13 protein-coding genes are annotated in these 12,721 nt (G+C 39.2%); 9 read left to right on the top strand and 4 right to left on the bottom strand.

The window, feature by feature from the left end; genetic code table 11:
* Positions 1-69: 69 nt before the first annotated feature.
* Positions 70-1,377: a hypothetical protein gene (locus tag J536_RS07775; RefSeq protein ID WP_078210162.1), complete on the bottom strand. Its 1,308-nt coding sequence runs from the start codon at positions 1,375-1,377 to the stop codon at positions 70-72.
* Between the two features lie 59 nt (positions 1,378-1,436).
* Between J536_RS07775 and serB the strand changes: the two genes are divergently transcribed.
* Positions 1,437-2,660, top strand: coding sequence for a phosphoserine phosphatase SerB (gene serB / locus J536_RS07770; RefSeq protein ID WP_005804373.1), 1,224 nt, complete (start codon positions 1,437-1,439; stop codon positions 2,658-2,660).
* A gap of 23 nt (positions 2,661-2,683) precedes the next feature.
* On the opposite strand, the gene J536_RS26440 is transcribed toward serB, so the two are convergent.
* Positions 2,684-2,956 (bottom strand): hypothetical protein, encoded by a 273-nt coding sequence (locus J536_RS26440; protein ID WP_016803107.1) that lies wholly within the window; start codon positions 2,954-2,956, stop codon positions 2,684-2,686.
* Between the two features lie 113 nt (positions 2,957-3,069).
* Here J536_RS26440 and aciT point away from each other — a divergent pair, with 113 nt between their 5' ends.
* The gene (aciT, locus tag J536_RS07765) at positions 3,070-3,405 is read left to right on the top strand and encodes a ciprofloxacin tolerance protein AciT (RefSeq protein WP_002119105.1); all 336 of its coding nucleotides are present in this window, start codon (positions 3,070-3,072) and stop codon (positions 3,403-3,405) included.
* Positions 3,406-3,656: 251 nt separating this feature from the next.
* Positions 3,657-4,136 (top strand): hypothetical protein, encoded by a 480-nt coding sequence (locus J536_RS07760; protein WP_002119134.1) that lies wholly within the window; start codon positions 3,657-3,659, stop codon positions 4,134-4,136.
* A gap of 44 nt (positions 4,137-4,180) precedes the next feature.
* Here J536_RS07760 and dtd read toward each other — a convergent pair whose 3' ends face one another.
* Positions 4,181-4,624, bottom strand: a complete 444-nt coding sequence (gene dtd / locus J536_RS07755) for a D-aminoacyl-tRNA deacylase (RefSeq protein ID WP_005804375.1) — start codon at positions 4,622-4,624, stop codon at positions 4,181-4,183.
* 168 nt (positions 4,625-4,792) lie between these two features.
* On the opposite strand from dtd, the gene pncB reads away from it, so the two are divergent.
* The 6 genes from pncB to J536_RS07725 all read left to right on the top strand — a co-directional run bounded on the left by pncB (position 4,793) and on the right by J536_RS07725 (position 11,289).
* Positions 4,793-6,007, top strand: coding sequence for a nicotinate phosphoribosyltransferase (pncB, locus tag J536_RS07750; protein WP_017398994.1), 1,215 nt, complete (start codon positions 4,793-4,795; stop codon positions 6,005-6,007).
* Positions 6,008-6,155: 148 nt separating this feature from the next.
* Positions 6,156-7,004, top strand: a complete 849-nt coding sequence (locus tag J536_RS07745; RefSeq protein WP_025464157.1) for a sulfurtransferase — start codon at positions 6,156-6,158, stop codon at positions 7,002-7,004.
* Complete coding sequence (asd, locus tag J536_RS07740; RefSeq protein ID WP_014207963.1) at positions 7,001-7,852, top strand: archaetidylserine decarboxylase; 852 nt, start codon at positions 7,001-7,003, stop codon at positions 7,850-7,852. Before J536_RS07745 ends, asd begins: the two co-directional genes overlap by 4 nt.
* Positions 7,853-8,282: 430 nt before the next feature.
* A complete protein-coding gene (locus J536_RS07735; protein ID WP_032013283.1) occupies positions 8,283-9,503 on the top strand; it encodes an acetamidase/formamidase family protein in 1,221 nt (406 codons plus the stop codon).
* A 130-nt stretch (positions 9,504-9,633) separates the two neighbouring features.
* Positions 9,634-10,053, top strand: a complete 420-nt coding sequence (locus J536_RS07730) for a hypothetical protein (protein ID WP_032013092.1) — start codon at positions 9,634-9,636, stop codon at positions 10,051-10,053.
* Between the two features lie 39 nt (positions 10,054-10,092).
* Entirely contained in the window at positions 10,093-11,289 is a 1,197-nt protein-coding gene (locus tag J536_RS07725; RefSeq protein WP_032013091.1) for an alpha/beta fold hydrolase, read from the top strand.
* 67 nt (positions 11,290-11,356) lie between these two features.
* On the opposite strand, the gene phoR is transcribed toward J536_RS07725, so the two are convergent.
* Entirely contained in the window at positions 11,357-12,715 is a 1,359-nt protein-coding gene (phoR, locus tag J536_RS07720; protein WP_002121907.1) for a phosphate regulon sensor histidine kinase PhoR, read from the bottom strand.
* Positions 12,716-12,721: the final 6 nt, after the last annotated feature.

Raw genomic sequence — 12,721 nt, 5'->3', positions numbered from 1 at the left:
ATAAAAGCCATGAATTTAAATAAAAAAAACCTAGCCAAAAGGCTAGGTTCTGATGCGCGTAGTAATTTTTTATGAAGCTGCACTACTTGGACTATCATTTTGTGGGATTGATTTTTTCCCCATTAAAATTTCAGTCCGGATATTTTGAGCAAGTTCAGCACATTCTGCATTCATACCATTGATCATAAATGCATGACGTGTCATCACATTGCTTGGGTTTGGCATTGCAACAAGTTGGTAGCTGTCTTGAATTGCTTTGAGCTGTTCATTTTCGAGATATAAAGCTGACTCTTTAGCGTGAAGATGCTGTGCTAAACGTTGAGCAGCTTCTTTTGCATCGATTTGCATAGCTTCTACAGCATTACACGTTGCACTACGAGTTTGCAGCGCAAAACGTTTATCTTCACGGTAACGTTTATATAAAACATCTGAAAGTAATTGGAATACGGTTCCAATCATAAGCAGACATTCTACGGCATGCGTGTGAGAGGTTGAAATCGCAAGTGTCGCGCCTTCGGCATTAAACTCATCTACTACTTCAATATCTGTGAGCTTCAATTGATAATGCTTAACGCATAACTCAATACTCTTGTTTAAAAAGAGCTGGCAGAGTTTGAAATAAGGAACAGATACCGATTGGTTAACACTGCTTAATAACTGTTTAGGATCATAAAACTGAATATTGAGTGCCAACGTATGTTGGTCAGCTGAATCTGAAGTTTTCTCAGCTTGTTGGCGAACTGCTGGTTTCGCTTTCGCTTGTTGCTGAGCTTGTGCAACCAACGTGACCGTATTTTGTTTTTCTAGAGCCAATGCTTGAGTTAACTGCTGAATTTCATGCTTCAAGCGGTTTTCTTCATTAATGCGTGCCAAATATTCGCTTCTTGTTGGACGAGCAATCGCACGATAGGCAAGCCACAATAAAACATGCAAAAACAGAGAAGCTAAAATTGCAAGCCATTGAGTACGAAGAATTTCTCCAATACTTGGCTGAATCAACGTAACTTCGATAGATCCCACTTTCTTTTCATTTTGAAGGGCATCACGAGCAAAAATTTCGCCTTGGCGGGTTTTTGAAATTCCGCTTGTTGCTAGAACCTGTTTGTTCGCATCAAGAATGCGAATAGACGCAACACTTGGATTGGTCGCATAGCGATTGGCAATCAGAGCTAAAGACACCGTATTAGCAGGTTCAAGCTCAGATAAGCTGTCTGCAACGAGCTGACTGGTCATGAGCTGACCTTGACTCGCACGGTTTTCATTAAGCTGGTGTGTCGTTGCAATGACCAATAAAAAGGTATGCAATGCAAAACTAACGATCAGTAGGCTAGCAAATAGCCCTTGTCTAGGCGCAATCAAGTTAAACTTCCAAGGCAATTATATTGAAATTCGATTATGATTCTTACAATAGTTGTCACTCAGACTAGAGTCAATTCATGCGAGAAATCATTCTTATATCCTTTTTAGGACCGGACCAACCAAACCAGTTTACCCGATTAATGCAAGTACTATCCGTACATTCATTGCAAATACTGGATGTAGGTCAGGCTGTTATTCATAATCAACTTACATTAGGCATTGTGGTCGCTTCTGATAATGAAACTGCGACCGCATTGGCAATGAAAGAGATTCTGATTTTAGCACATGATATTGGCTTAACAGTGCGCTTTAAACCAATCACGGGCGCAGAATACGATCAATGGGTAAGTGAAGGTGGTCGGACTCGTTATATCGTCACGGCTTTAGCTCCAGAACTCACTGCGGCACACTTACAAGCAGTTACAAAAATTGTGTCTAGCCAAGGCTTTAACATCGAAACAGTAACGCGTTTATCAGGTCGTGTAGACTTTGAAAAGGATAGTGCATTCCCACGTCGTGCCTGTGTACAGTTTGGTCTAAGTAGCGGCCCAACTTTAGATGCACAAGCCATGCGTGCTGCATGTTTACTTCTTTCAAGCGAATTAAATATCGATGTCGCTGTTCAAGAAGATAACGCTTATCGCCGTAACCGCCGTTTAGTGTGTTTTGATATGGACTCAACCCTAATTGAACAAGAAGTAATTGATGAGTTGGCGATTGAAGCAGGGGTAGGCGCACAAGTTGCTGAAATTACTGAAAGAGCAATGCAAGGTGAGCTTGATTTCCAGCAAAGCTTCCGTGCACGTGTTGCATTATTAAAAGGACTTGATGCTGCTGTTTTACCTAAAATTGCAGAGCGTTTAACCATTACCGAAGGTGCAGAGCGTCTTATCTCGACTTTAAAAGCACTTGGCTATAAAACGGCAATTTTATCTGGTGGATTCCAGTATTTTGCTGAATATTTACAAGGCAAACTCGGTATTGATGAAGTTCACGCTAACATTTTAGATGTGCAAGACGGCTTCGTAACAGGCGAAGTAAAAGGTGCAATTGTTGATGGTGCCCGTAAAGCTGAGTTATTACGCGAACTTGCAAATAAGATGGGAATTTCTTTAGAGCAAGCGATGGCCGTAGGCGATGGTGCAAACGATTTACCGATGCTTGCGATTGCAGGTTTAGGCGTTGCTTATCGTGCAAAACCATTAGTACGCCAAAATGCAAATCAAGCGATTTCAAGTGTTGGTTTAGATGGTGTGCTTTATTTACTCGGTATGCATGATAAAGATTTAAATCGTGCTTAACCTATATAGATAAGCTTTAAGCGCTACTTCAGAGTAGCGCTTTTTTTATGCAGAATAGTCATAAAAACAAGCAAGTTATGACAAAATTTTGCACAGAAAAAAGGCAATAAAAAAATCTGAAAAAAACTTATTTTGGTCCTTAAAAACAGCATATTTTTTTGTAATGACACGCCAGAATTGATGCCATATAGGGAATCGAACTTTTTGAATTTTGCAAAAATGTAATGACAAAAGAATGTTGCGACAAAGTATGTCGCATTAAGAAAAAACGGGTCTTTTTTTCTAAAAAAAAACATCCATAATGCATCGTAAGCTTCAACACAAATCATGAATTAAAGTTGTTTTTGGAATGAGGTCGGGTATTAAAGACCGAATGTTTTTAGACGTTTTCATTAAGACGGAGGTTTCTATGGTAACAGCGAATTTTGCCGCTATCGCCGGATTCAGCTTAATTGCTGTCGCGCTTGTTGCTGTTTTCTTTTCTCCTTACCGTCGTTGGCTTGGTTTTATGCTTGCAGGGATGTTCTTTTGGGGGCTATTGGAAGTGGTCCGTTTTGGAGTTCAAGTCACTTTTGAAATGCCAGTCACATATAGTTATTTAACTGCATTAAGTCTAGCGATGGTAATGGTTACATTTATTTTGTTACGTGAGGATAAACAAGCACAAAAGGCATTGGCAAATCGCCAATATATAGAACACACGCCAGTATATGAAGATGATCAGCAGCAATGTTCTAGCCGATAATTAAATTGTTATCTAACGGTAAAAAGGTATGCACAGCATGCCTTTTTCATTTACGAAACGTGATTTTTATTATACAAAGCATTTATTAAAAAATAGCCAGTTATGCTACGATAGATGGGTCTGTTGACGTTTCATCTAGATTGCGTTGCCAGCTAAAAAATATCAATTGATGCATAAAACATAGGCAATGGTATGTCCTTGCTAAGTTTTGCTCTAAAGTTTTCATAAAAATACAATAGGCGTGAATGTTCATGAAACTTTCTTCCATACCTGTAGTCAAGTTACCTCTTGTTGATGTCAGTACAGACCCATTAGATTTGTTGGTAGCAGGTTTAGTGCTGCGTATGAAGCAGTTGGCGCGTACTAGCCCTAAGTTTATTGAACTGATTCATGACCGCGCATTCCGTATTCAGATCGGTACAGATTTAGGTGTTGCACGTCAGATCATTATTAATAACGGTCAGATTGATACCGTTGCAGGCGCACCTGAAAAAGCTGATTTTATTTTGCAATTTGCAGACAGTGAGCAAGGTGTAAAAACTTTGATCAAAGGTGACCCAACAGCATTTATGACGGGTATGCAAGATGGCAGCATTAAAATGGAAGGTGACTTCAGCTTGTTGGTATGGTTCAACCAGGTTGCTAAGCTCATTCCACCTAAGTTACCAAAACCAGTAAAAGATAAAGTACGTCAGGCACGTGCTTTTATTAAAGAGAAAACTGGACGTTAATATCCAGCTATAAAAAAACTCCCATTTTGGGAGTTTTTTTATATCTATGCTTCGACTTCTAGATTGAATGTCACCGGACCATCATTAATCAAATGAACTTTCATATCAGCAGCAAAAATTCCGGTTTGAACGTTTTCAAATTGAGAATGTGTATATTCAACCAATTGTTCGTATAACGCTTTTGCGTCGCTAGGTGGCATTGCTGGGCCAAAGTCTGGACGCAGACCTTTTTGTGTTTGTGCCATCAAGGTAAATTGTGACACAAGCAAGATTCCACCATTTGCTTGAGACACGTTCCAGCCCATTTTGCCTTGTTCATCATCAAAAATTCGATATTTCAAAATTTTATCAATAAGCTTTTGGCCAATAGTCAAAGTATCATCTCGGCCAATGCCTAAAAACACCAGTAGGCCGTGTTGGATTTCGCCTGTAGTTTCACCGTCTACAACCACTTTGGCTTCAAGAACTCGTTGTATTAAAGCGCGCATAATTAAAGCAAATTTCTATAATTAATTGAATTAACGTAGTTTAGCAGAATTTAAATTAAATGATTTTTAAAAGGAAATTTCATGGAACTGCAACAATGGTATAAAACCTCGTAATTCATCCATAAAAATATGCTTTAATGCTAAGAAGCAAGCGAATAATCATTGACTATGTCTCCAATTATCCATTCTTTACTAGATACAGACTTGTACAAATTTACGATGCTACAAGTGGTTCTACATAAATTCCCGCAAACACATAGTGTCTATCATTTTCGTTGCAGAAACTTAGAAGATACAGTCTATCCATTAGTGGATATTTTGGATGACTTAAACGAGCAACTCGACCATTTATGTAATCTCAAATATAAAGAAGACGAGCTACAATATTTAAGAAAATTACGATTTATTAAAAGCGACTTTGTCGATTACTTAGAATTATTCCAACTCAAACGTCGTTTTATTCAGGCTAGTATTGATGCAGAAGGCCGATTAGATATTCATATTGAAGGACCGATGGTTCAGGCGATGATGTTCGAGATTTTTGTCCTAGCCATTGTAAACGAGTTGTATTTTAGCCGTATCAAAACAGACCAAGTTTGGGCCGAAGGCGAACGCCGTTTACAAGCCAAACTCGATTTGATTCAGCAATATGAAAAATCTCAACAGCCGAATGATCCCCCGTTTTTAGTTTCTGATTTTGGTACACGCCGTCGTTATAGCTTTGCATGGCAAAAGCATGTCGTAGCGGCATTTCATAAAACTGTACCAAATGTGTTCCGTGGTACAAGTAATGTGTTGCTGGCTAAAGAGCTTAACATTACACCAATCGGGACCATGGCACATGAGTTCCTACAAGCTTTTCAGGCACTTGATGTACGTTTGCGTGATTTCCAAAAAGCTGCTCTGGAAACGTGGGTACAAGAGTACCGTGGAGATTTAGGAATTGCCCTAACCGATGTGGTAGGGATGGATGCTTTCTTACGCGACTTTGACCTGTATTTTGCCAAACTCTTTGATGGTTTACGTCATGACAGTGGCGACCCGTATGAGTGGGGCGATAAGGCGTATGCACATTACCGTAAATTAAAAATTGATACCAAAACCAAAATGCTGACCTTTAGCGATGGCCTTAATTTGCCAAAGGCATGGGAATTGCATCAATACTTTAAAGATCGTTTCCAGGTGAGTTTTGGCATTGGAACTAACCTAACCAACGACATGGGGCAAAAGCCGCTGAATATTGTGTTGAAACTGGTTGAGTGTAATGGTCAGTCAGTTGCGAAAATCTCAGATAGTCCGGGTAAAACCATGACTGACAACGATACTTTCTTGGCCTATTTACGTCAGGTTTTTGAAATCGAAGAACTTGAAGAAGCGGTTTAAGTAAAAAGTAGTCTCGCTATTTTTTATTTTTAAAAGTGAGAATGCTGATATCTGATTTTTTGCTAAAGCGTAGCAGAAAATCAGAGTTTGTTAGATATATGCTTATGCTAAGATTGAAAATAAGCTGGTATAAAAAGAAACCATGACGATGACACTCCCTGATTTTAAACTCGATTTATTAATAGAAGCAGAAGAATTAGTGCCTTATTTAGGCAATGAATATATTCGCATTATAGATTTGAGCCGTGCATCGGTTTATGAACAACTCCATATTCCACATGCCATTCATTTACAGCCTAAATGGTTAGTGGCTCAGCATGAAGAAGCAACTGGTGTTTTGCCGGATGAAGCGGGTTTACAAGCACTTATTGAAAAATTGAATATTTCACCTAATCATCATGTCGTAGTGTATGACGATGAAGGCGGGGCATGGGCTGGACGTTTAATCTGGAATTTGCATTGCCTAGGATTTACCCGTACCAGTTTAATTAACGGCGGTATCCATGCATGGTTAGGTGCAGGCTTACCCACTACAGCAGAAGTCGAAAAAGTTTCTCCTGTTGCAGACTTAATTCAAATTGATTTATCACATGCTGCGCAGTTCCGTGTGAACTATGAAGAGCTACGCAAACAAGTTGAACAAGAAAGTGTGCAACTGTGGGATTGCCGAACGAGTGATGAATATAGTGGTGTCCGTTTAGCAGCGCGACGCGGCGGTCACATTCCAAATGCTCTCCATTTTGAATGGAGTACTGCACTTAATCGTCAAAATCATCTAAAATTGCATCCGCTTGAACGCACGCGGCAGCGCCTTGAACAACTTGGGTTCGATTTACAACAACCTGTAGTCGTGTACTGCCAGTCACATCATCGTTCCGGTTTGGCCTATATTCTGGCTAGACTCTTGGGCTGGGAAGCAAAAGCCTATGATGGTGCGTGGAGTGAATGGGGCAATCGCCTCGATAGTCCTATTATTACTGGAGAATCACCCTCGTGAGTTTCACATCTCGATTAAAAAAAGAATTATTTATTAAGGCACAAAATCTTGTACCACAGCATCAATTGAGCCGTGTGGTAGGTAAAGTTGCTGCGAGTGAAAATCCAGTTGTGAAAAACGCTGTTATTCATGCATTTAAAGCTAAGTATGGGATTGATTTATCGATTGCTGAACAAGGCAATGCACTGAAATATAAATCTTTTAATGACTTTTTTACCCGTGCATTAAAAGAAGGTGTACGTCTGATTGATGAAAATGCAGATAGCATTGTGTCACCAGCGGACGGCGCAATTTCCCAAATTGGTAAAATTACTGCGGGTGAAGTCTTTCAAGCAAAAGGTCAAAGTTTCTCTGTAGAGAAATTAATTGGCGATCCACAACTTGCTCAGCCATTCCAAGATGGTGAGTTCGCGACAGTTTATTTATCACCACGCGATTACCACCGTGTTCATATGCCGTTTGCAGGTACTTTAACAGAAACGTTATATGTGCCAGGCGAGCTATTTTCGGTAAATCAGGTCACTGCTGAAAATGTACCGGGATTATTTGCTCGTAATGAACGTATGGTGTGTTTGTTTGATACTGAACTTGGCCGTATGGCTGTTGTTCTAGTGGGGGCAATGATTGTTGCTGGTATTGAAACTGTGGCAACAGGCAAGGTAAAACCTTCAGGTCGTATCGAATTACAGCATCATCAGTTAAAGCTAGAGAAAGGTGCTGAGCTTGGACGTTTTTATTTGGGTTCTACAGCCGTTATTTTATTTGAAAAAGATAAGATCGAATGGGAACAACGTTTTAAAGCTGAGTCTGTAGTTGTAATGGGCGAGCGCATGGGACATACAGTTTAGTAAACGATATAACCACTATAAAATAAGTAAACCCTGACTTTAATTATTCAGGGTTTATTTTTTTGATTTGAGCTATATAAAATTAAAATATATAACTATGTTTGGATTTATATTATATAGAAAAATAATTATTATTAAGTGATCTAAATGAGTACGTTATATAAGCTAGTCTATAAATATGTATCTGAAGAGAGCAAAAATATTAATATGATTAAAAATTAATAAATAAAAATAGAATGAAATATTTAAGTTAGACTTAAGTCGAGGTTTTAATTTTATTTGAAGATAAGTTGTTAAATCTAAAAAATTATTTATTTTTTTATAAGCAAGAGGCGCTTTTTAGATATTACACAACTTTAGCCTTGGCACAATGCTTGCTGACTATTCAGGACCTTACTGTAATTTTCATATTTTTTTAGGTTCTGAAATCATGTTAAAAGTTAAACGCCTGACAGCTTCGGTTTTATCTGTACTTTGTATTTCACTCAGCCATGCCAATGATTTTAAAGTTTTAAATCAAATTTCAAAACAGCCTACTCAACTTCAAACTGGGGAATATAAAGGTAATTATTATGTTCCATCTACTTTAAATACCATTACATGGGGCTATTTACCAAATCGAGATGCTAAACCCGTGCTTACTGTTCCGTCGGGTAGTGTTGTGACATTTGATACGGTTTCTCATGAAGGTTTGCTTGAAGACCAAGGGCGTAATGCTGAAAAGTTCTTTCAATCGAAAGGTGTCAAATCTAATGAAATCTTGGAAGATGCAAAAATAATTACGCAATCAAATTTAAAGCATGATTTTCATAAAGATGGGCCGCATATTGTGACAGGCCCTGTTGCAATTGAAGGCGCACAGCCTGGTGATATTCTGAAAGTTGAAGTACTTAAAGTTGAGCCACGTGTTCCTTACGGTGTGATTTCAAATCGACATGGTAAAGGTGCTTTAGTGGGGGAGTTTCCAAAAAAAGCAAAGCAAGAAAATGCATCGGCTGAGCATCCTGAACGCTATGGAAATGTCTCAATTTTCACACCAATTGAAAAAAATGCACAAGGTGAATACGAAGGTGTATTAAAAACAGAATCTGGTAAATCAATACGTTTTCCGCTGTATCCTTTTATGGGAATTATGGGAGTAGCAGCCAATACGTCTGAGCCTGTTCACTCTGTACCACCTGCAATGTATGGCGGAAATATTGATATTAATGAACTAGGTGCAGGTTCAACTGCGTATTATCCTGTTCAGGTTAAAGGTGCATTATTCTATACGGGTGATAGTCATTTCGCGCAAGGCGATGGAGAGGTGGCATTAACGGCACTAGAAGCTTCAGCCCGCGCCACGCTGAAATTTACCTTACTCAAAGCAGGTAAGGACAAAACACCGGGCAAAGATTTAAAACAACCTTTAGCTGAAAATGCTGAGTTTTGGATTACACCGGGACTTGATGAAGATCTTGATGAAGCGATGAAGAAATCTACACGTGAAGCCATTCGTTTCTTAAACCAAGAATACGGTATTGATGAAGCGACAGCGTATGCCTATTTAAGCGCAGCAACTGATTTTGAAGTTTCACAAGTAGTAGATAAAACTAAAGGGATCCATGCAAAAATCAGAAAAGCTGATTTTAAAGAGTTTGAGAGTAAATAATTGAGATGACCCGAGCTTGGTATTTAAAATATTAAATACCAAGTTAATTTTATTTTAACTATTTATAAGTTTTATATATTTTATAATTAAGTATAATAAATCTCACATATATTGATTAGTATAAAATCTAATGCAATCACTTCCTAACGTTCTACTATATCTTGCTGCACTATTAACATTCTGTGCTGCATTACTTCATTTTGTTTGTGTGTTCTGGGGAGCAAATGGTTTTCGGTTTTTAGGGGCTGGTAAAAGTATTGTCCAGATGGCCGAAAGAGGGCATTGGTATCCGAATTTTATGGCAATTTCGGTTGGTTTTATTCTTTGTATTTTTTCTTTTTATGCTTTTTGTGCAGCAAGTAGCTTTATCAGTTTGCCAGTTGAAAAAATTATTATTTCTCTCGTTGCCATCATATTTATTTTGCGTGGTTTGGCATTTCCGTGGTTAAAGGCTAGATTTAGTGGGAATAGTGATCTATTTTGGTATATAAGTTCTTTCATTTGCCTCTTGTTGGGTTCGTTATATGCAATAGGGGCATATTTTTTATAAGTTCAATTTGAAATGATTAGAAAGTAGAGGAGTAATCCCTTGATTAAAAAAAGTAATTCTTTTTTAAAAATTTTATTTAGCAGTATTTGTTTGGCATCTGGTTCTGCTATGGCTGCTCCAATTACAGATTTGGGTAAGCAAATTGTGAGCGAAAAACCGGGTTCAATATTGTCGCTAGAACAGCAAACTGTGACGGATTTGTTTCCTCATGCAGATCAGCGTTTGTTGGTCAATTATCGTAGTCGAGGTATTCAGGGCGAACCTATTGTTGCATCGGCTTTTATTTTATTACCAAAAGGAACACCGCCAAAAAATGGCTGGCCGATACTGGCTTGGGCACATGGTACGACTGGAGTTGCTGATACTTGTGCACCTTCGGGCGACTATGTGGGTGGGCCAGTTCATTCATATCAAGAAGTTGCTTCCAAAGCTTTAGATGGTTGGCTTGCACGTGGCTATGCAGTTGTCGCGCCTGACTATCAAGGCTTAGGCACATTAGGCGCACATCCCTATATGAATGCAAAGAGCCAACTGCATACGGTGGTCGATGCAGTGCGGGCATTACATTTGCTTAAGCCCAAGAGCTTTAATAAACAGTGGTTGGTGATGGGACATAGTCAAGGCGGGGCTGCAGCAATTGCAGTGTCTGCCTATGGTCAAAAAGATGCTCCCGAATTAGATTTAAAAGGGGCAATCGCTCTTGCGCCAGGCGGCTATCAATATGAAGGCATCGCAGAATATGTGCAGAGTAATCCAAACCCAGAACCAAGTGTGGCAGCTTTCTTCCCGATTGTATTATTGGGTGCGCAAGCAGCAGATCCAAGCATCATTCCTGAAAAGCTGGTAAGTCCTGAAATGAACACTGTGCTGACTCAAGCACGTAGTCGCTGTTTATCTGAACTTCAATCTGATTTGAAGAAGTCTCCTTCTAGCATATTTCGCCCTAACGCAGACTTAAAACCTCTTTTGGCTTATCTTAAAAAGCAGTCCATTGAAAATATGGTGCCGACTGTGCCGTTAATGATTGTTCAAGGCTCTAAAGATCATTTAGTCGACCCTAGAGGGACATCTGCTTATTACCAACAGCTATGTAAATTAAAAAAACCAACTATTTATCAAACGATTGATGGTGGCGATCACCGTGATGCACTGCGTCAAAGTAATACTTTTGCCACTCACTTTTTAAATGTCATAGAGAAAAATCAGACAAAATCGTATTGCTCGAATTCTAAGTAAATTGGTTTAAATAATACAAAAAAGCCGACTTTTCATGAGTCGGCTTTTTAAATGTGAGAGGGCAACTTTAGGTCATGTTATATAGTCTTTCTTTTGGAAAAACTGCGGTAAATGTTGATCCTTCGTTTTCTTTAGACTGCACATCTAAATAAGCGCCGTGTTGCATCAGCACATGTTTTACAATCGCTAAGCCTAAACCTGTACCACCTGTTTGACGACTACGGTCGCTATCAACACGATAGAAGCGTTCAGTCAGTCGTGGCAAATGTTTAGGGTTAATTCCGATGCCTGTGTCTTGCACACTAAAGTATGCATGTTCGCCATCATCATGCCAGCCAATGGTAATGGTTCCACCTTTTGGCGTGTACTTGATAGCATTCGTAATTAAATTACTAAATGCGCTGGCAATTTCCATGTCGGAACCAATTAGGTCACAGTGGCTATCAATATGTAAATTGAGCGTGTGTCCATAATCAGCATTGTAGGCCTGAGCATCATCAAACAATTGATTCATTAAGCTCGGCATTTCAATAATCTGGTTTTTTGCGATTTTCTTATTATTTTCTAAATTTGATAACAGTAGTAAATCATTGACCAACGCATTCATACGTTTGGTTTGTGATTGCATCTGGTCAAATGCACGTTTCCAGCGTGGGCTAATATCTTCCTGATCGGTAAAGGTTTCGATATAACCACTGAGCACGGTTAATGGGGTACGAAGTTCATGCGAAATATTGTCGACAAAGTCTTTACGCATTTGCTCAAGGTTGTGCATACGCGTCACATCGTAAGCCACCAATAAACGACTTTCTCCACCAAATCGAGTGAGCTTAACCTGTACATAACGGTCATCATCAAAATTGGAATGCAGCTTAATCCCATCAGGTGCCTGATCAATATTGTTAAAATATTCAATAAAAGTAGGCTGACGTAAAATGGTTAATAAGTTGCGGCCACGGTCGAGAGGACTGATTCCTAACAAACGTTCGGCAGCAGGGTTCCACCACTCGATTTGATGTTGGTCATCAATGAGTACAACCGCTTCAGCAAGAGCAACTAATGAAGACTGAGCCCGGTCAATTAAACCGACCATTTCGGCCTGAACAATTCGTTCCTGACGCTGAGCACGGTAAACATTAAATAACAATGCCCCCCAAATCCCGTTAAGGTTTGGAGGAACGTCATAAGGTTTATTCGCAATCCAGTCATTGACCAGATATAAAGAACGCAACTGGAGTGTAAAAAACACCACGAAGGCGATAAAAATACAGCTCCAGAAATACCCAATACCGAAACCGACTAAACCGGCAATAATTAGAAAAAATAATAAAAGCCGTAAATCTTGTTTGGCAAACGTCCATAAACTACTGTAGCGAGAAAGCTTTTGTTCACGTACCTGTTCAGGGACGGGGTAGGGTTCATACATAAATCT

Source organism: Acinetobacter sp. 809848, from assembly GCF_000581275.1.
In the GTDB taxonomy this organism is placed as follows: domain Bacteria; phylum Pseudomonadota; class Gammaproteobacteria; order Pseudomonadales; family Moraxellaceae; genus Acinetobacter; species Acinetobacter pittii.
The sequence above is the reverse complement of the archived record's forward strand: the minus strand, read 5'-3'. Positions and strand labels throughout refer to the sequence as shown.

Coding starts and splice junctions, on each gene's coding strand:
- pncB (WP_017398994.1), top strand. CDS start 4,793: ATGTCTCCAATTATCCATTCTTTACTAGATACAGACTTGTACAAATTT.
- serB (WP_005804373.1), top strand. CDS start 1,437: ATGCGAGAAATCATTCTTATATCCTTTTTAGGACCGGACCAACCAAAC.
- J536_RS07735 (WP_032013283.1), top strand. CDS start 8,283: ATGTTAAAAGTTAAACGCCTGACAGCTTCGGTTTTATCTGTACTTTGT.
- dtd (WP_005804375.1), bottom strand. CDS start 4,624: ATGCGCGCTTTAATACAACGAGTTCTTGAAGCCAAAGTGGTTGTAGAC.
- J536_RS07730 (WP_032013092.1), top strand. CDS start 9,634: ATGCAATCACTTCCTAACGTTCTACTATATCTTGCTGCACTATTAACA.
- phoR (WP_002121907.1), bottom strand. CDS start 12,715: ATGTATGAACCCTACCCCGTCCCTGAACAGGTACGTGAACAAAAGCTT.
- J536_RS07745 (WP_025464157.1), top strand. CDS start 6,156: ATGACACTCCCTGATTTTAAACTCGATTTATTAATAGAAGCAGAAGAA.
- J536_RS26440 (WP_016803107.1), bottom strand. CDS start 2,956: ATGTTTTTTTTTAGAAAAAAAGACCCGTTTTTTCTTAATGCGACATAC.
- J536_RS07760 (WP_002119134.1), top strand. CDS start 3,657: ATGAAACTTTCTTCCATACCTGTAGTCAAGTTACCTCTTGTTGATGTC.
- aciT (WP_002119105.1), top strand. CDS start 3,070: ATGGTAACAGCGAATTTTGCCGCTATCGCCGGATTCAGCTTAATTGCT.